Source organism: Rahnella victoriana, from assembly GCF_004330295.1.
GTDB lineage: Bacteria > Pseudomonadota > Gammaproteobacteria > Enterobacterales > Enterobacteriaceae > Rahnella > Rahnella victoriana.
On the sequence record NZ_SJOJ01000015.1, the window covers coordinates 105,765 to 123,895 of the forward strand.

20 protein-coding genes and 1 pseudogene are annotated in these 18,131 nt (G+C 56.0%); 5 read left to right on the plus strand and 16 right to left on the minus strand.

Going from position 1 to position 18,131, the window contains the following annotated elements; genetic code table 11:
• Positions 1 to 9 precede the first annotated feature (9 nt).
• The 4 genes and pseudogenes from EYY67_RS14230 to EYY67_RS14245 all read right to left on the minus strand — a co-directional run.
• Positions 10 to 552: pseudogene (locus EYY67_RS14230) on the minus strand (isochorismatase family protein); the annotation flags it as partial.
• A gap of 129 nt (positions 553 to 681) precedes the next feature.
• Positions 682 to 1,278 carry a DJ-1/PfpI family protein gene (locus tag EYY67_RS14235; RefSeq protein ID WP_131693766.1) on the minus strand — a complete coding sequence of 199 codons (597 nt, stop codon included), beginning with the start codon at positions 1,276 to 1,278 and terminating at the stop codon, positions 682 to 684.
• Positions 1,279 to 1,365: 87 nt separating this feature from the next.
• Positions 1,366 to 2,397 carry an L-idonate 5-dehydrogenase gene (gene idnD / locus EYY67_RS14240; protein WP_095923978.1) on the minus strand — a complete coding sequence of 344 codons (1,032 nt, stop codon included), beginning with the start codon at positions 2,395 to 2,397 and terminating at the stop codon, positions 1,366 to 1,368.
• A gap of 122 nt (positions 2,398 to 2,519) precedes the next feature.
• Entirely contained in the window at positions 2,520 to 3,722 is a 1,203-nt protein-coding gene (locus EYY67_RS14245; RefSeq protein WP_131693767.1) for a benzoate/H(+) symporter BenE family transporter, read from the minus strand.
• Between the two features lie 137 nt (positions 3,723 to 3,859).
• Here EYY67_RS14245 and EYY67_RS14250 point away from each other — a divergent pair, with 137 nt between their 5' ends.
• Together EYY67_RS14250 and EYY67_RS14255 are read left to right on the plus strand one after the other, a co-directional pair.
• Complete coding sequence (locus EYY67_RS14250; protein WP_119825527.1) at positions 3,860 to 4,426, plus strand: helix-turn-helix domain-containing protein; 567 nt, start codon at positions 3,860 to 3,862, stop codon at positions 4,424 to 4,426.
• A gap of 29 nt (positions 4,427 to 4,455) precedes the next feature.
• Positions 4,456 to 4,908 (plus strand): GNAT family N-acetyltransferase, encoded by a 453-nt coding sequence (locus EYY67_RS14255; protein ID WP_095923975.1) that lies wholly within the window; start codon positions 4,456 to 4,458, stop codon positions 4,906 to 4,908.
• Here EYY67_RS14255 and EYY67_RS14260 read toward each other — a convergent pair.
• Both EYY67_RS14260 and EYY67_RS14265 read right to left on the minus strand, forming a co-directional pair.
• The gene (locus EYY67_RS14260; protein WP_095923974.1) at positions 4,905 to 5,375 is read right to left on the minus strand and encodes a GNAT family N-acetyltransferase; all 471 of its coding nucleotides are present in this window, start codon (positions 5,373 to 5,375) and stop codon (positions 4,905 to 4,907) included. The two genes, EYY67_RS14255 and EYY67_RS14260, sit on opposite strands and share 4 nt — an antisense overlap.
• A gap of 14 nt (positions 5,376 to 5,389) precedes the next feature.
• On the minus strand, positions 5,390 to 5,929 hold the full coding sequence (locus tag EYY67_RS14265; RefSeq protein ID WP_095923973.1) for a hypothetical protein: 540 nt from the start codon (positions 5,927 to 5,929) through the stop codon (positions 5,390 to 5,392).
• Positions 5,930 to 6,184: 255 nt separating this feature from the next.
• On the opposite strand from EYY67_RS14265, the gene EYY67_RS14270 reads away from it, so the two are divergent.
• Both EYY67_RS14270 and yfcF read left to right on the plus strand, forming a co-directional pair.
• Positions 6,185 to 8,179, plus strand: coding sequence for a methyl-accepting chemotaxis protein (locus EYY67_RS14270; RefSeq protein WP_412033997.1), 1,995 nt, complete (start codon positions 6,185 to 6,187; stop codon positions 8,177 to 8,179).
• 202 nt (positions 8,180 to 8,381) lie between these two features.
• Entirely contained in the window at positions 8,382 to 9,011 is a 630-nt protein-coding gene (gene yfcF, locus EYY67_RS14275) for a glutathione transferase (RefSeq protein WP_131693768.1), read from the plus strand.
• Here yfcF and EYY67_RS14280 read toward each other — a convergent pair.
• The 3 genes from EYY67_RS14280 to bhsA form a co-directional block, all read right to left on the minus strand.
• The gene (locus EYY67_RS14280; RefSeq protein ID WP_131693769.1) at positions 9,003 to 9,449 is read right to left on the minus strand and encodes a GNAT family N-acetyltransferase; all 447 of its coding nucleotides are present in this window, start codon (positions 9,447 to 9,449) and stop codon (positions 9,003 to 9,005) included. The two genes, yfcF and EYY67_RS14280, sit on opposite strands and share 9 nt — an antisense overlap.
• Before the next feature lie 19 nt (positions 9,450 to 9,468).
• Positions 9,469 to 10,104 carry a LysE family translocator gene (locus tag EYY67_RS14285; protein ID WP_095923970.1) on the minus strand — a complete coding sequence of 212 codons (636 nt, stop codon included), beginning with the start codon at positions 10,102 to 10,104 and terminating at the stop codon, positions 9,469 to 9,471.
• A gap of 156 nt (positions 10,105 to 10,260) precedes the next feature.
• A complete protein-coding gene (bhsA, locus tag EYY67_RS14290) occupies positions 10,261 to 10,518 on the minus strand; it encodes a multiple stress resistance protein BhsA (RefSeq protein WP_131693770.1) in 258 nt (85 codons plus the stop codon).
• A gap of 405 nt (positions 10,519 to 10,923) precedes the next feature.
• Here bhsA and EYY67_RS14295 point away from each other — a divergent pair, with 405 nt between their 5' ends.
• Positions 10,924 to 11,172: a GlsB/YeaQ/YmgE family stress response membrane protein gene (locus EYY67_RS14295; protein ID WP_056775793.1), complete on the plus strand. Its 249-nt coding sequence runs from the start codon at positions 10,924 to 10,926 to the stop codon at positions 11,170 to 11,172.
• A gap of 63 nt (positions 11,173 to 11,235) precedes the next feature.
• On the opposite strand, the gene EYY67_RS14300 is transcribed toward EYY67_RS14295, so the two are convergent.
• From EYY67_RS14300 to EYY67_RS14330, 7 genes are all read right to left on the minus strand, one after another.
• The gene (locus tag EYY67_RS14300; protein WP_229921156.1) at positions 11,236 to 11,616 is read right to left on the minus strand and encodes a hypothetical protein; all 381 of its coding nucleotides are present in this window, start codon (positions 11,614 to 11,616) and stop codon (positions 11,236 to 11,238) included.
• Positions 11,617 to 11,704: 88 nt separating this feature from the next.
• The gene (urtE, locus tag EYY67_RS14305; protein ID WP_014333364.1) at positions 11,705 to 12,403 is read right to left on the minus strand and encodes an urea ABC transporter ATP-binding subunit UrtE; all 699 of its coding nucleotides are present in this window, start codon (positions 12,401 to 12,403) and stop codon (positions 11,705 to 11,707) included.
• Positions 12,404 to 12,414: 11 nt separating this feature from the next.
• Entirely contained in the window at positions 12,415 to 13,212 is a 798-nt protein-coding gene (urtD, locus tag EYY67_RS14310; RefSeq protein WP_095925240.1) for an urea ABC transporter ATP-binding protein UrtD, read from the minus strand.
• A gap of 8 nt (positions 13,213 to 13,220) precedes the next feature.
• A complete protein-coding gene (urtC, locus tag EYY67_RS14315; protein ID WP_095923967.1) occupies positions 13,221 to 14,294 on the minus strand; it encodes an urea ABC transporter permease subunit UrtC in 1,074 nt (357 codons plus the stop codon).
• Positions 14,294 to 15,862, minus strand: a complete 1,569-nt coding sequence (gene urtB / locus EYY67_RS14320; RefSeq protein WP_131693771.1) for an urea ABC transporter permease subunit UrtB — start codon at positions 15,860 to 15,862, stop codon at positions 14,294 to 14,296. The genes urtC and urtB overlap by 1 nt, the downstream gene beginning before the upstream one ends.
• 187 nt (positions 15,863 to 16,049) lie before the next feature.
• Positions 16,050 to 17,321, minus strand: a complete 1,272-nt coding sequence (gene urtA / locus EYY67_RS14325) for an urea ABC transporter substrate-binding protein (protein WP_131693772.1) — start codon at positions 17,319 to 17,321, stop codon at positions 16,050 to 16,052.
• An 85-nt stretch (positions 17,322 to 17,406) separates the two neighbouring features.
• On the minus strand, positions 17,407 to 18,129 hold the full coding sequence (locus tag EYY67_RS14330) for a GntR family transcriptional regulator (RefSeq protein ID WP_095923964.1): 723 nt from the start codon (positions 18,127 to 18,129) through the stop codon (positions 17,407 to 17,409).
• Positions 18,130 to 18,131: the final 2 nt, after the last annotated feature.

The following is an 18,131-nucleotide window of genomic DNA, read 5'->3' on the forward strand; positions in this document are numbered from 1 at the left end:
CACAGCGCGGTCGAGTTCCGCCAGCGCACCGCTCACGTCGGTCACGGTGGCAAAGCGGTCGGCGAGCACCAGTTCGGTACGCAATTTGATCTCCTGCGCGCTCAGTGTGACGCCGCTGGCGTGGGTCATCGGGAAGGTCAGTGTCGCTTCGGTCACGAAAGTCACTGTGTAGCCCAGGTCGGAGGCCACGCGTGCCGTGGTTTCGCAGCACTGTTCGGTGCGTGTTCCGGCGATGATCAGATGCGTGATGCCTTTTTCACGCAGCCAGCCGTCGAGGCCGGATTCTGTCAGGGCGTTATGCACGTGTTTATGCACGACATGTTGCGGCTGATGGGTGAGGAAAGACATCGGTGTCACCAGGCCGGAATCCAGCGAAAACACGCCATCCGGATTGACGTGAAATACGTCGATGACCGGCACGTTGCGGGTCTGACAGCCGTCGATCAGGCGGGTTAACGCGTCGCTGAACGCCGGTAAATCTTCCTGCTGCCAGAAGTCTTTATGTTCGAAGGAACGCTGAACGTCGATATTTAACAGGGCGCTGTGTGTCATTTCCGGACTCCATCTGTTGAGTGTGAAGTCAGTGTGCGCCTGAATTAAGATGAGATGAATGCCAAAAACGGACAGGATACTGACCGGGGCGGACGACCTGCGCCATCCGCCATCGGTTCTGTTTTTTGATCAAAGTTTCTGATCGGCGCGCCAGTGGTGATAATCGATATGATCGGCCTGGAAATTGGTGGCTTCGGCATTGCCGGTCAGGCGGTAAGCCAGCTGGAATGCGAAATCAAACGCCAGCCCCAGCCCTTTGCCGCTGAGCAAATTGCCGTCTTCCACAAAGGACTGATTGACGTAAACGCCGTCTTTCACGTCTTTGTATAAATCGCCGGAGCAGACATAGCGGCGGCCTTTCAGCAGGCTATTTCCGCCCAGCACGCGGGCGGCAGCGGAGCACAGCGGGCAAATCAGTTTACCGGCCTCGTCGTGACGGCGGACAAACTCTGCCACTTCTTTGCTGGCCGCCAGCGCCACGGATCCTTCCGGTCCGCCGGGCATCACCACGGCATCGAATAAACGGTCGCCCTGCGCAGACAGCAATTCGTTGGCCTGCATCTGAATGCCGTGATAGGTGCGCAGCGTCTGACTTTTCTGGCAGGCCAGCGTGGTGACCTGAATCTCCAGCCGCTCGAGAATATCGAGCACAATCACCGCTTCGCCTTCTTCAAATCCGTCGGCCAGCAGCAGGGCGACCTGTTTCTTCGCGTTGTCCTTTACCATAATGCAAAAGTCCTCTGAGGATAAAAATCAGAGGACATCATAAAATGAAACGTTGTTTTGATATTGTGAGTGGCGTTGCAGAGTGAACTAGAAAACCAGCTGCACTTTCGACGCTTTGGATTTATCCATCGCGTAGTCCAGTGCTTCCACCAGACTTTCCTGCGGGAATTCCGCCGACAGCAATGGCATCGGATCCACGGTTTTATTCGCCAGCCATTCCACCGCAGTGTTAAATTCTGCCGTGAAGCGGAAGCTGCCGACCCAGTTAATTTCTTTAGCAATCAGCATCATCAGCGGGAATTCATTCACCACCGGCCCCATACCGACCTGCACCAGCGTGCCGCGCGCACGGGTCACTTCCAGACAGCGGCGGATGGAAGACGGATGGCCGGAGGCGTCAAAGGCCACATCGAAAAAGCCTTTCTCCGCCTGATATTCGCTGAAATCACCCTGTGCGGCATCCAGCGCTTTGCTTGCGCCTACCGCCAGTGCCAGCGTGCGGCAACGTTCGCTCGGGTCTGTCACCACGATTTGCGCTGCGCCTTTGGCTTTCGCCGCCAGCACGATCAGGCAGCCAATCGGGCCGACGCCGGAAACAAACACGGTTTTGCCATGAATATCACCCGCCTGATTCACTGCATGAATGGCGACAGCCAGCGGCTCGGCGAACACCATCAGACGGTCGCTGACCTGATTGTCGTAAGGAATGCACTGGTCGCTGTCGACAATTTTATATTGTGTGAACGCGCCGTTGATGTGCGGAAAGTACATCGCGCTGCCGAAGAATTTCATGGTGGTGCACTGGTTTTCGTCGCCGGACAGGCAATATTTGCAGGCCTTGCATGGCTTACTCGGATTCAGCGCCACTTTCTGACCGGGCTGCAAACGCGGGTTGTCGGATTTCTCCACTACACCCACCACTTCATGGCCCAGCACCATTGCCTCGCGCACTTTGAAATCACCGACGGCACCGTGTTCGTAATAATGCAGATCGGAACCACAGATGCCGCCACGGGTGATTTTCACCAGCGTGCCCTGGCCGGTGTAGTCGAGGGTCTGGTTGATCACTGAAACGTCTTTTTTCCCGGTCACGACACAAGATTGCGTGCTGATAGTCATGGAATTCTCGCTCTTTAAAGGGCCTGATTGCGCCCAGTAAAGAGGGTTTACTCGCCGGAAAATGTGACCGTCGTCACTTTGTGCCGTGTTACGAAAACCTGTTACCCATAACTTGAACGCACTCAACCTTTCCCGGCGGAGTTATCACGGTTTCGCGCCGGAATGCTGAGGATCAGATGCGTGATCACACCGCCCGCCAGCCCCCAAAATGCTGAGCCGACGCCCAGCAGCGTGACGCCGGACGCGGTGATCAGAAATGTAATGATCGCCGCATCGCGCTGTTTTTCGTTTTCCAGAGCGCGGTACAGGCTGCCCGCAATGGTGCCGAGTAACGCCAGCCCGGCGATGGTGTGGATCAGCGCCTCCGGCAGCGCGGTAAAGACCATGCCGATCGAGCCACCAAACACGCCCGCGATCAGATAGAAAATGCCTGCCGCGACGGCAGCCATATAGCGTTTTTTCGGATCAGGATGAATATCTTCACCCATGCAGATCGCGGCGGTAATGGCGGCGATACAGACGGTAAAACCGCCGAACGGCGCTAAAACTAACGCCGTCAGCGCGGTCCAGGAAATCAGCGGGGAAACGGGCAGGTGATAGCCGTGGGCTTTCAGCGTGGCGATCCCCGGCGCATTTTGCGAGGCCATGGTGACGACAAAAAACGGAATACCGATGCCGATAATCGAGGAAAGCGTGAAATGCGGCATCACAAACGCCGGCGCCGCGAAGGTCAGCGTCTGGCCGTGCAGCGCAATATCGCCCTGTAAACCGGCGACAATCAACCCGGCAGCCAGCGCGAGCACCACCGCATAGCGCGGGAGGGCACGTTTCGCCAGCAGATACACCAGACACATGCTGCCCGCGAGGGCGAAATTGCTTTGCAATGAAGTAAACGCGTTCAGCCCGAAACGCAGCAGAATGCCGCCGAGCATGGCGGCAGAAAGTGCCTGCGGAATGTAATGCATCAGCCGGGCAAACAGGCCGGTCACGCCGCACAGCAGAATCAGCCCGGTGGCAAACACAAACACACCAATGGCGTCATTCAGCGAGGTGCCGGGCAGGCTGGTGACCAGCAACGCCGCGCCGGGCGTGGACCAGGCGGTCACTACCGGCGTGCGGTAATACAGCGAAAGACCGATGCTGGTGACGCCCATGCCCAGCCCCAGCATACTCAGCCAGCCGCCAATCTGTGCGACGCTGGCACCCGCCGCTTCCGCCGCCTGAAAGATAATCGCCGCCGAGCTGGTATATCCGACTAAAACCGCCACAAATCCGGCGATCACCGCCGAAAAGGTGACATCCTGCACACTGAAACGCGAAGCCATGGGTGAAAATCCTTCTGGTTACCGGCCACTGGCGGTATGCTGTTGTGCGTTATAGCGCACATTCGATGCGCTCAAGATATCACTGTGCGTTATAACGCACAATCGCGATGAACGATCATCGTCGCAGAGGAGACACAATGCAGGAACTCACCCGCCATATTGGCAGCCAGCTGAAGGCCGTGCGCAGCGAGCGCGGCTGGAGCCTCAGCCAGACGGCTGAACACACCGGTGTCAGCAAGGCGATGCTCGGACAAATTGAGCGTGGCGAATCCAGCCCGACGGTGGCAACGCTGTGGAAAATCGCCAGCGGGCTGAATGTCTCGTTTTCAGAATTTCTCGAAACCCCGCCCGCGCAGTCGGCGGCGTTGCATCGGCATGGCCTGCTGACCACGTTCGACAGCGCGACCTCGGGGATGCGCGTGGTGCCGCTGTTTCCTTATGACGCCACGCTGCGGATGGACATGTTTGTTATCGATCTCGAGCCGGGCGGATGCAGCGAATCCACACCGCATGAAGCGGGCGTGATTGAGCATGTGATTGTGATCGACGGGGAACTGACGCTGACCGTTGATGGCGTGACGCGCCTTCTCCGCGCCGGTGAGGCGCTACGTTTTGCGGCCGATTGTCCGCATGGATACTGCAACGACAGCGGCCATTCCGTGCGTTTCCACGACCTGATACATTATCCGCAGTCACGCCCGTAACCTTTTCATTTCCTGAGGAGAATGACCCGATGAGCCAGCCGCACGATGTGGTGATCCGTCCGTTAACCCCCGCTGATCGCGACAGCTGGGAAGTGTTATGGCGCGATTATCTGGATTTTTATCAGTCAACGCTCGATCCGGCGCAGTTTGATTACACCTTCCGGCGGTTATCGCAGCCTGATTATGCCGACATGTTTGGCTATGTGGCGGAACATCAGGGAAAGCTGGTGGGGCTGGTGAACTGTATCAATCACGATCACGGCTGGCATATGCAGCAGGTGGTGTATTTGCAGGATTTATACGTCGATGACGCCGCGCGGAAACTGGGGATCGGGCAAAAACTGATTGAAGCGGTGTACGCTTACGCCGACGACAATCAGAAAGCCAATGTCTACTGGACGACGAAAACCACCAACCATACGGCCCGTAAATTGTATGACCGTATTGGTACGCTGACTGACTTTATTAAGTATCAGCGCTAAAGCGGTTTGCGCATATTCATTTTGGTGGTGACGTAACCCAGGCTGGCGTACAACGCCTGCGCTCCGGGGTTGCTGGCGAACACATTCAGCTCAATCGCCACACTCCCGAGATCGCGCAGGCGGTCTTCCATCAACCGAAATGCCGCAGCGGCATGGCCCTGACGGCGAAATTGCGGGAAGACCGTCAGCTCATACACAAACGCGCTGCGCACGCCGTAGCGTTCCACGTTCGCGAACCACAGATAGCCTGCCGTTTCGCTGTGTTCTTCTGCGCGGATTTCATAAAGATAATGGTCCGGCGTATCGATGCCCTGTGGCAACGCGCTTTGCGTCGAACTTCGCGCGCGTTCCAGCGCGGTATCTGCCCGCCACAGACCGGCGGTCACGTTCTCTTCGGCATAATCCTTCGCCAGTTGTTCGGCAAATTCTGCATAAAATCCGGCACTCATGGGCACTAAAACGGTCATCATTTCCCTCTGATTTACTGACTGGTTTCCGCCTTTTTATACGGCGTGACATAGCATTCGCTGATGGTGGTTGAATGGCTTTCAACCTGCGTGATGATGTAGCCCTTATCGGTCAGCGCGACGGAGCTGTAAGGGGTTTCATTGTGCTTATCGGCGATCACCTCTTCGAAAGACTGAATGATTTTGGCTTTCTCATTCGCCCGCGCCGGATCATCCAGCCCGTCGACCTTGATCATCGCCTGCTTGAACTGGTTACTGAACGCGGTTTTTCCCGCCCGGCTTTCGATCACCGCTTTGATATTGACTGTGATGTCATTGCCGAGCAAAAACAGCGTATTGCTCTGGTAAACCAGCACATTTTTACGCTTCGCGACCACAAAGCCGTTTTCAATGACTTTCATCTTGCTGTTGTTGGCGTACGTCACGTCATCAAGGCAGATGGTTTTATCCCCGATCTTAAACTGGCTGAAACGCGCTTTGATTTCTTTCGGCGTGGAAGCAGCCTGCGAACAGAGCGGCGCGAGCAGCAGAAGTGGTAAGAACCATGACTTCATAGGAGTTTCCTGAACAGGTGCTGAATCAGCCGACATAACAGCAGTATAGGGAGAGCGGCGCAGGATGCGAACGTTTATCTTTACGGGACGGTTTTTTACCGTTTTGGCTAAAGCATCTCCGCCTGTTGCCGATAATTCAGACGATAACGGAATTCCCGCTTCTGCCGGGCCAGCATCAGGGACAGATTATCCGCGTTATTTCATCGTGAGTTTTCACTGTACGTTTTTCTGTTCCGGGGTAGTTTTATGAGTCAGATGCAGGCGCTTTCACCGGCGGCCAGAGTTGAGGCTGCAACAAAGAAAAATGCCCCTAAGAAGGCGATGCGTACCCGTACGCTGATGCTGATTGTCGGGCTGATCACTATCAGCCTGGGTTACATCATTACGGTCGGATTGCTCAGCTGGCAGTCGGCTAATCAGCAGCGCGAGATAGCCCGCCGTTATCTGCAACAAACCGCCAGCACCGACGGCTATCTGGCCCGTCAGAAACTCGATACCGCATTACAAGCCGCCCGCGACCTGGGTCAGAGCATGATAAGCCTGCGTGAAGCCGGACATGCTGACCGCAAGCTGGCCGATACCCTTTTGCAAAATGCCCTGAAAAGTCATCCGGATTTTCTCTCTATGTCGCTGGCCTGGGAACCGGACGCTTTTGATGGCAAAGATGAAGACCTCGCCGCGAAAGAAGGACAGGATCCGGATGGCCGCTACGTCCGTTATGTTGACCGGGATACCAGTGGCAACGTCGTTTTGCATAACCTCACAGATTACGAAACGCCAGGCAGTGGTGATTATTATCTGCTGCCGCGCAAGCTGCAAAAAGAGGTGATCCTCGAGCCTTACAGCTATCCGTATAACGGCGTGGATACCTTGCTGACGTCAATTGCCGTGCCGATTATGGTGGATGGCAAATTCCTCGGTTCGGTCACGGCGGACTTCTCCCTGCAAACCCTGCAGACGCTGGTCAATAGCATCAAACCTTATCAGGGCACCGGCTATGCGATGTTGTTTTCGCAGTCAGGTAATTACATTTCTTCGCCGAAAAAAGACTTGGTCACGCATAAGCTGGAAAATGACCCGTCATTGCTGAAAAGCATTCAAACCGGACAGATGACCAGCCGCGAACAGCAGGATCCGGTGCTGGGTGAAAAAGCGTTTTCCGAATTTGTGCCGATTCAGATTGGTAATACGGGCACGCCGTGGATGCTGGGTATCGTGGCGCCTGTCAACGCGGTGATGAAAGAAAGCACCCGGCAGCTTTATTACGCGCTGGCGCTGATGGTACTGAGCATCATCGTGGTCTTCGCGGTGCTGAGCGTTATCTTTACCCGCAAAGTGTTACGCCCTGTGGGCGGCGAACCTTCCGATGCGGCAAAAATTGCACTGACGGTAGCGGATGGCGATCTGACACATCCGATTGTGACGCAGAAAAACGACCAGTCGAGCATCTTCTTTGCGCTGCAAACCATGCAATCGCAGCTGCGCCATGTGGTGAATGACATCATTTCCACCAGCCATGCCGTCGGCAGCGGCGCGTCGCAGATTGCGGCGGGCAATATCGATCTGGCCTCGCGAACGGAACAACAGGCGGCAGCGCTGGAAGAAACGGCGGCCAGCATGGAGCAACTGACGGCGACCGTAAAACAAAACGCCGATAACGCCCATGTGGCGACAGAGCTGACCGCCAACGCCACCAAAATTGCCGGTAAGGGTGACAGCATCATGACGGATGTTGTCGGCATTATGGGCGAAATTGACGACAGTTCGCGGCGTATTTCTGAGATCACGTCCGTGATTAATGGCATTGCATTCCAGACTAACATTCTGGCGCTGAATGCCGCGGTTGAAGCCGCGCGTGCAGGCGAGCAGGGGCGCGGATTTGCGGTAGTGGCCTCGGAAGTGCGCAGTCTGGCGCAGCGCAGCGCCGATGCGGTGAAAGAGATTTCCGCCCTGATTGAGGAATCGACAAGTCGTGTGGATCACGGTGTCGGGCTGGTTAAAAATGCCGGCGAAACGATGAAAGAAATCATGAAAGCTGTCACGGATGTGCGCGATATCATGAGCGACATCGTCTCGGCGTCTGATGAGCAATCACGTGGGATCAGTCAGGTAACACAGGCGGTTCATGAAATGGATGGCGTCACGCAACAGAACTCCGCGCTGGTTCAGGAAGCCTCAGCCGCTTCGGCTTCTCTGGAAGATCAGGCGCGTCGGCTGAATGAAATTGTTCAGGTGTTCCGGCTGAAATAATAGCAACTCAGATGCCATTAATACCCCACCCCAACCCTCCCCTTCGCAGGGGAGGGAGCTGACCGCGTTTTTGCTCCTCTCCCTGCGAAGGGGGAGGCTGGGAGGGGGTATTAAAGCGTTCTCTGAACGAGTTTTTAACGACACCCCCCGCTTTCTGCGCTATGTTTTTCTTCCTTTTGCTTTATTTTTTCAGGAGATTTCCATGAGCCAGCCCTCGCTGATTTTGTATTCTGATGCTGATTTTTTCAGTCCTTACGTGATGTCTGCTTTTGTGGCGCTGACTGAAAAGGGCATTCCGTTTGAACTGGAAACGGTCAGCCTGGCAGATGCGGAGAACCTGAAAGAAACCTATTCGGCGCTGTCCATGACCCGTCGCGTGCCTACGCTGACCAACGGCACCTTTGTGTTATCCGAATCGTCGGCGATTGATGAGTACGTTGAAGCGCTTTTTCCTGCGCCGACGTTTCCGGCTATCTATCCGGCCGATCCGGAAAATCGCGCTAAAGCGCGTGAAGTGCAGGCGTGGCTGCGCAGTGATCTGATACCGATCCGTGAGGAGCGTTCGACAGAAGTGGTGTTTGCCGGCGCAAAACGCCCGGCACTCAGTGAAAAAGGGCAACAGGCAGCCGAAAAACTGTATGCCGCCGCAGAGCGTTTGCTGGGGGATAAAGAACATTTATTTGGCGAATGGAGTATTGCGGATGTCGATCTGGCGCTGATGCTCAACCGTCTGCATCTGAACGGCGATGTGATGCCGGAAAAACTGGCCGCTTACGCAGAAGCGCAATGGCAGCGGCCATCTGTTAAGGAATGGCTGGCGCTTTCAGCCTAAGGTTTTGGTCAGAAAAAACCGGGTATGCGTCGAGGGCGCATCGTCCGGCGCGCGGGTATCGGCGATGTAATCTTCCAGCGCCATCTGCATGTGATAGCCCATAAGTTCGTAGAACGGCCGCGCCTGAAAACTGAATGTATCGACCAGCGAATACCGGCAGCCCCGCGCTTTGGCTTCTTCTTCCGCTTCTGTTATCAGCTGCGTGCCGACATCCTGTCCACGCAGCGATTCATCCACCCACAGCATCTGAATGTACATCCACTTGCCGACCGTTTCCGCCACAATGCCCGCCTGTTTGTTACCCTGTTCATCTTCCACAAAAATACCTAATGCGCGGAATTTCGATTGCGGGACAAAGTTTCTGTTGAAATTACGCAGTGCCGTTTTGATCTCCTCGAGATCGTTTTCGGTCGGGGCATGGCTGAGACGGGTCTTCATGACAGGATTCCTTTTATCGTTAACGTTTTGTCGTGGCGAGTCGTACTGCAAAGGCAAGAAAAACGGTGCCAGTTAAGCGATCAAGCGTTCTGACCACTGCGGGGCGGCGCAACCAGCGCGATAACGGCCGCGTGGCGGAAATCATGGTGATGGACCAGAGTGTGCCGATCACGGCGTGCATGGCGGCGAGTCCAAAAATATAAGGCCCGACCGGATAGCCGGTAGCGACAAACTGCGGCAGGAAAGAAACATAAAATACGCCGACTTTCGGGTTCAGCACATTGCCAAACAATCCCCTTATGAACGGAGAATTGCCGATGCGCAACACTTTCCCGCTGCCCTCCGGCGCGGACATGTTCATTTCGCTCCGCGGTTTGAGCAGCATCTGCAAACCGAGCCAGGCCAGATAAGCTGCGCCGGTCCACTTAAGCAGTGTAAATGCCATTTCAGACGCCGCAAGAACCGCGCCTAAGCCGAGCGCCACCATCGCGCCCCAGATAAGACAGCCGGTACTGATGCCAAATGCTGACAATAATGCTTTTTTGCTGCCCTGACTGGCCGCCGTGCGCAGAACCAATGCGGTATCCAGGCCCGGTGTCAGCGTTAAAATTCCGGCAGCAAGTGCATAAGAAAGGAGAGATTCGGTAACGGTCATGGCTTTTCCTGATGAGCGAAAAAACCAGAATAGTGAACAGGATGGGAGAGTTGCAATCGCGAATTTAAACGAAATTCGGCATAAAAATACTGGCAAATAAAAAAGCCTGTGGAAGTCGGGCTTCCACAGGCTTTTCAGAGGGTTTTTCGCAGGCGATTATTTGTAGATTTCAGCGTCAGCGTGCAGTTTGTTGTTACCGGTCACGGAGATGATGCGGTAAGAAGAGGCACCCGCTTCTTTCGCTTGTTGAGACAGTTTCGCTTCCAGGCCGCCGAGGGTGGTGGAGTTGGCTGCGGAAATCACACCGATTTTTTGCATGTCGCCGGAAGGCTGAGTGATCTGCTCTGCTGCGAAGCTACCGAAAGAAATCAGGGAAAGTGTGGCAGCTACAGCAAAAATTTTGACGTTTTTCATGATGATTCATCCATTCAGGTTATGAGAGTGAAAGGTGGTTGCCTTTCGATGAATGTATAATAGGCCTGTCTGGCGGAGATGAAAAACGGATTGATTTGAGTATCTCATTCAAAATATTTGGTCTACTTTTTACGCAATTTTACGTCGCCGTGCGGGCGGCTGACGAAACCGCAATTCTGCTGACACAGCCTGAAACTGCCTTAGATTTCTCTGCGTTTGTTCCCTTCCTGCTGATTTTGGGCGGTTTTGTATAAAGAGTGCTAGACTTTACTCGCAGTGCACGAAGAGGGTCATTGGTGCCACGCGCATGGATGGCTCGCAGAACCTGAAATGTTCTGCGTTTGTTTGGCTGACTTGGCTGAACAATATTCACGGTAACGGAAATTCATTCGGAGGAGTCGAAAAATGGGAATTTTATCCTGGATTATCTTTGGTCTTATCGCAGGTATTCTGGCTAAGTGGATCATGCCGGGCAAAGATGGCGGCGGATTCATTCTGACCGTTGTTCTGGGTGTCGTTGGTGCCGTCGTGGGCGGGTACATCAGTACGTTCTTCGGTTTTGGCCGCGTAGACGGATTCAACTTCGGCAGCTTCGTTGTCGCCGTGATCGGTGCGATTGTCGTGCTGTTTATCTACCGAAAAATCAGAAGCTAAGGTGTCAACCTTAGGTTGAGATGTGAAAAGCCGCGCAGGTCGCGGCTTTTTTGTGTCTGTGAATCACTCCACCGGCGACGTCGGCAGCCGCACGATGTCCTGATTTTCATTGCCCATCCAGTACACGCCTTCCTTCGCCCAGAACGGACCTTCGATAAAATCGAGCAGGTCAGAATACTCCTCGTAAAACTGTTTGCCGTCGCGGTTATACACACGCATATAGCCGGAGTAATGTCCGCCGTCGCCCGGCATGGTCATGCGCGGGATAAATTCAAACGTTTTGTACTCGCGCACCACATACTCTTTATTCGGACTCCACTGCTCCGAAACCAGCTTCCCCTGTTTCCACCACTGATGGCCTGCGGCGATCACCGCCATCAGCACCGCCAGCACGACCCAGCGTTTACGCTGACGCACCAGGGCTTCCTGACTTTTGATTTTCATAATTTGTGTTCTTTTCAGCGTGAGTTGAGAAAAGGGCTGTCAATGTGGCTGAAAAGTATCGGCTTGTCTTGCAAAAAGCCAGTATCGGCTAAATCGCCACCAGCCCCCGCACGCCTTCGGCTTCCATTTCGTCGCCACGGCCGCGTTTGACGATGCTGCCGCGTGACATCACCAGATAGCTGTCGGCCAGTTCGGCGGCGAAATCGTAGAATTGTTCGACCAGCAGGATCGCCATATCGCCCCGTGCGGCGAGCTGTTTGATCACCGCGCCGATTTCCTTAATCACCGACGGCTGAATGCCTTCGGTCGGTTCGTCGAGGATCAGCAGGCTGGGTTTACAGGCCAGCGCGCGGCCAATGGCCAGTTGTTGTTGCTGGCCGCCGGACAAATCCCCGCCCCGGCGATGTTTCATTTCCAGCAGGATCGGGAACAGGTGGTAGATTTCATCCGGCACCTGCTTTGCGTGGCTGCCGGAAAATCGCGACAGACCCATCAGCAGATTTTCTTCGACGGTCAGGCGCGGAAAAATTTCGCGACCCTGCGGGACATAGGCGATGCCCGCCTGCACGCGCTGATGCGGTTTGCGGGAATTGATCACCTGATCCTGCCAGCGGATGGTGCCGGATTTGGCCGGGATCAGCCCCATCAGGCATTTCAGCAGTGTGGTTTTTCCCACGCCGTTGCGCCCGAGCAGGCAGGTCACTTCACCGATTTTCGCCTCAAAAGACAGGCCGCGCAGAATGTGGCTGCCGCCGTAAAACTGATTTAGTTCATTTACCTGCAACATAATGCGATTCCTCAGCGCCCTAAATACACGTCGATAACCTGCTCGTTGGCCTGCACGTCACGCAGCGACCCTTCGGCCAGAACCTGACCCTGATGCAGTACCGTGACGTGGTCGGCGATGGTTTCCACAAAGCCCATATCGTGTTCGACCACCATCAGTGAATGTTTGCCCGCCAGTTGTTTGAACAGCTCGGCGGTGTATTCGGTTTCGGCGTCGGTCATGCCCGCTGCCGGTTCGTCGAGCAGTAATAAATGCGGCTCCTGTACCAGCAACATGCCGATCTCCAGAAACTGTTTCTGCCCATGCGAAAGCAGGCCCGCCGGCCGATGCCGTTCCGCCGCCAGACGCAGCGTGCCGAGCATGTCATCAATGCGGTCGCGCTGCTCGCTGTTCATTTTGGCGCGCAGACAGGCCCATACGGATTTATTGGTTTTCTGCGCGATTTCCAGATTCTCGAACACGGTCAGCGCCTCAAACACCGTCGGTTTCTGGAATTTGCGCCCGATGCCGGACTGCGCGATGCGCACCGGATCCAGTTTGGTCAGATCGGTGCGCTGATCGTAAAAAACGCGCCCGCTTTGCGGTTTGGTTTTGCCGGTGATCACGTCCATCAGCGTGGTTTTCCCCGCGCCGTTCGGGCCGATGACGCAGCGTAATTCGCCGACGCCGATGTTCAGCGACAAATTGGTCAGCGCCTTAAATCCGTCAAAGCTGACGTTAATGTTTTCCAGCTGCAAAATCGGATCGGTTTGTTCACGGTGCCTGTCCGCCAGATGTGGCTGGGTAAACAGGTCTTCGGTCATGGTCATCGGACTCATCAGGATTTCCTCTTGCGCAGCAGGCCAATCACGCCTTGCGGCAGGAACAGCGTCACCAGAATAAACATGCCGCCGAGCACAAACTGCCAGTATTCGGGAATGGCGACCGTGAACCAGCTTTTCGCGCCGTTGACGATGCCTGCGCCAATAATCGGGCCGATCAGCGTGCCGCGCCCGCCGAGCGCCACCCAGATGGCGGCTTCGATGGAGTTGGTCGGCGACATTTCGCCCGGGTTGATAATCCCGACCTGCGGCACGTACAACGCGCCCGCCAGGCCGCACAACATGGCGGAAATCGTCCAGACAAACAGCTTGAAACCTTTCGGGTCGTAGCCGCAGAAAATCAGCCGGTTTTCAGCGTCGCGAACGGCGGTCAGCACGCGGCCATATTTACTGCGCGCCAGCGCAAAGCCGAGCGCCAGGCTGGCGACCAGCACCAGAACCGTGGCTAAAAACAGTCCCACGCGGGTGCCGGTGGCGGTGACCGGAAAGCCGAGCAGGGTGGTGAAACCGGTGAAGCCGTTGTTGCCGCCGAAGCCGGTTTCATTGCGGAAAAACAGCAACATACCGGCGTAGGTCAGCGCCTGCGTCATGATGGAGAAATAGACGCCTTTGATTTTTGAGCGGAAGGCGAAATAACCGAACACAAACGCCAGTGCGCCCGGCACCAGCACGATCAGGCACAGCGCCCAGGCAAAATGCTGCGTGCCTGCCCAGAACCACGGCAGTTCAGTCCATGAGAGGAACGACATAAAATCCGGCAGCCCGCTGCCTGCCGCCTGCCGCATTAAATACATGCCCATCGCATAACCGCCGAGGGCGAAAAACAGCCCGTGGCCGAGCGACAGCAAACCGGCGTAGCCCCACACCAGATCGAGTGCGATCGCGACGATCGCATAACAGAGGATCTTACCGATCAATGTCAGCGTGTAGGTGGAGATCGCCAGCGGATTTGTGGCGGGCAATAACGCCAGAAACGGCATCACAATCAGCATGATGAGCACCAGCGTGCCCACCGAAATCGCAATCTTCGGCGCTTTTTGTACGCCGGTAATCGTCAGAGGCTGGCTCATCAGTCAATCACCCTGCCTTTGAAGGCGAAGAGTCCCTGAGGACGTTTCTGGATAAACAGGATAATCAGCGCGAGGATCAGGATTTTCCCCAGTACCGCGCCGATTTCCGGCTCAAGAATTTTGTTCACAATGCCCAGACCAAAGGCCGCCACCACGGTGCCCGCCAGTTGTCCGACGCCGCCGAGTACCACCACCAGGAAGGAGTCGATGATGTAACCCTGACCGAGTTCCGGGCCGACATTGCTTAGCTGCGACAGCGCGACGCCGCCCAGACCGGCAATGCCGGAACCGAGGCCGAACGCCAGCATATCGACGCGACCGGTCGGCACGCCGCAACAGGCCGCCATCGCGCGGTTTTGCGTCACGGCACGGACGTTCATGCCAAGGCGCGTTTTATTGAGCAGCAGCCAGGTCAGGCCGAGCACCAGCAGTACGAAGATGATCACCGCGATGCGGTTGTACGGCAGCACCAGATTCGGCAACAGCTGAATGCCGCCGGAGAGCCAGCCGGGGTTCGCCACTTCAACGTTCTGCGCACCAAACAGCACGCGCACGCCCTGGATCAGGATCAGGCTGATGCCCCAGGTTGCCAGCAGGGTTTCCAGCGGACGCCCGTATAAATGGCGGATCACCGTGCGCTCCAGCGCCATGCCGATCCCGGCGGTAATGAAAAAGGCCACCGGCAGCGCGACCAGCGGATACAGCGCCAGCAACCCCGGCGCGTAGTTCTGAAACAGCGACTGCACCATGTAGGTGGAGTAAGAGCCGAGCATGAGCATTTCGCCGTGCGCCATGTTAATCACGCCCAGCAAACCGTAAGTGATCGCCAGCCCCAGCGCGGCCAGCAGCAGAATCGAGCCGAGGGATAAACCGGTAAAAGCCTGTCCGAGCAGATCGCCGATTAACAGGCGATGTTGTATCGCTTTCAGGCTGGCGAGCGCGGCATTGCGCACCGTGGCATCGGCTTCCGTTTGCGGATCAGTCAGACTTTGCAGACGGCCTTGCGTGTCCGGGTCGCCCGACGTGCCGAGCAGTTCAACAGCTTTCAGGCGTACCTGCGGGCTGGCATCGGCCAGCTGTAAATTCGCCAGCGCGATGGAAAGGGCGTCGTGCACTGTGCTGTCTTTTTCCAGTTCAAGACGATGGGTCAGCAGCGGCAACTGATCGGCCTGCGCTTCACGCTGTAAAGCTCTGGCGGCCTGCAAACGGACGGCGCTGTCGGTGCTCACCAGACGGTGCGCGGAAAGCGCATTGGCAATCAGAATGCGCAGGCGGTTGTTCAGCCAGACTTTTTTGGTGTCACCCTGCGGTTTGACGTCGCCTTCCAGCGGCGTCAGCTGATCGCCATTGCGGATGAATGCGTGTTTCGCTTCATCGATGACGACGTTTTCCTGCTTCAGCGCCTCAAGCAGCGGCAACCTTTCCGGCTGCGGATCCGCCGCCCATTGCTGTAATAACATGGCCTGCTGGCTGCGGCTGGCGGCAGCAAAGTCATTCGCCGCCCCCGCCTCGGCCAGCAACGGAAGGCAACAAAGCAGGAAAAGCAGTGATCGGATGAGGATTCTCATAATGTTCTCGCCGCATAAAGTTGATGCTGGTTTGCTCCTCCCCCTGCGAAGGGGGAGGAGTGAAAGGCGCCGATCTGCTCCCTCCCCTGCGAAGGGGAGGGCTGGGGTGGGGTATGAATGGCGACTCAGTGTCAAAAAAACCACACCCCATCCCAGCCTTCCCCTCGTGAGAGGGGAGGGCGCTTAATCAGTTACTGGCTGTTTTCACCGGGGTATCTGGCTTTTTATCGTTACCCGCGATGTACGGGCTCCACGGCTGGGCGCGGATCGGTTTGTCGGTCTGCCAGACCACGTTGAACTGACCGTTGGATTCGATTTCGCCGATCATCACTGGTTTGTGCAGGTGATGGTTGGTCTTATCCATGGTCAGCGTGAAGCCGGACGGCGCAGCGAAGGTCTGCCCGGCCATGGCGGCGCGGACTTTATCCACATCCGTCGTGCCCGCTTTTTCCACCGCCTGCGCCCACATATGGATGCCGACATAGGTCGCTTCCATCGGGTCGTTGGTGACGGCGGTATCGGCATTTGGCAGTTTGTGTGCCTTAGCGTAAGCCTTCCATTCGGCGACGAAGTTCTTGTTAGTCGGGTTATCGACAGACTGGAAGTAGTTCCACGCCGCGAGGTCACCGACCAGCGGTTTGGTGTCGATACCGCGCAGTTCTTCTTCGCCGACGGAGAACGCCACCACCGGCACATCCGTCGCTTTCACGCCCTGATTAGCCAGTTCTTTGTAGAACGGCACGTTGGAATCGCCGTTGATGGTGGAGATCACGGCGGTTTTGCCGCCTGCGGAGAATTTCTTAATGTTGGAAACGATGGTCTGATAATCGCTGTAACCGAATGGCGTATAGACTTCTTCGATGTCGCTGTCTTTCACGCCTTTCGAATGCAGGAAGGCGCGCAGGATTTTGTTGGTGGTGCGCGGATAGACGTAGTCAGTGCCGAGCAGGAAGAAGCGTTTGGCCGCGCCACCGTCTTCGCTCATCAGATATTCCACCGCCGGAATGGCCTGCTGGTTAGGCGCGGCACCGGTATAAAACACGTTTGGCGACATCTCTTCGCCTTCGTACTGCACCGGATAGAACAGCAGGCCGTTCAGTTCTTCAAACACCGGCAGCACGGATTTACGCGACACCGACGTCCAGCAGCCGAACACCACCGCGACTTTATCCTGGGTCAGCAACTGACGGGCTTTCTCGGCGAACAGCGGCCAGTTTGAGGCCGGATCGACCACCACCGGCTCCAGCTTTTTACCCAGTACGCCGCCTTTGGCGTTGATGTCGTCAATGGTCATCAGCGCGATGTCTTTCAGCGGGGTTTCTGAAATGGCCATGGTGCCGGAAAGCGAATGCATGATACCGACTTTGATGGTGTCGGCCGCCTGCGCGCTCCAGGCTAAACCCATGCTGACTACGGTGGCGGAAAGAGCAAAGGCTTTAATAAAACGTCGACGTTGCATAGATGAATCCTCTGTAAAATTGCTGTGATGTAAATAGGTTAAGAGAACGCTGTTATGGTGAAAGTCGAAAAAACATTTAAAAAAGTCATGACGGGTGGCCCTCGTCACTCTCCGCCCGCGCCCGGTGCAGCATATGCAAAGTAATTTTGCGCACCTCGGCTTTACTGACGGCAATGTGGTCGTGTAACTGGCGCTGCGCCTCCTCAGTGTGTTGTTGGATGATGGCGAGCAAAATGCTCGCGTGTTCTTTATAGGTGGCGTTCACGCGCTCACCTTTGGTGAAATCCAGCCGCCGGATGATGCGGATTTTCTCCGTCAGCTCACGGTGGATACGCGCCATTTCGGCGTTTCCGGCCGCCGCCACCAGCGTCATGTGAAACTCTTCGTCATAACGCGACACCAGCTGACCCTCCGCCAGTTGCGGCTGATCGACCCAGAAGGCTTTCAGTTCCGCCAGTTGCAGCGGCTGAGCGGCAGGCGGCAGCGCACACAGACGCTTTACCGCTTCCAGTTCCAGCACGATGCGCAGGTCATACAGTTGCTCGAAAAAATCGAAATCGAACGGGCGAACCTGCCAGCCGCTGCGGAAAAACACTTCGACGTAGCCTTCGTGCTCCAGCCAGAACAGCGCCTGACGCACCGGGGTGCGGCTGACGTCCATGCGGTCGGCGATGTCGTTTTCGCTGAACCGGTCGCCGGGCAGCAGGCGGAAACTGAAAATGTCGTCTTTCAGCTGCTGATAAATCCGTTCCGCCAGCCCTTCCGGACGGTTTTTACTGCGTGAAGATTTCGGGTCCGTCAGTTGCATAA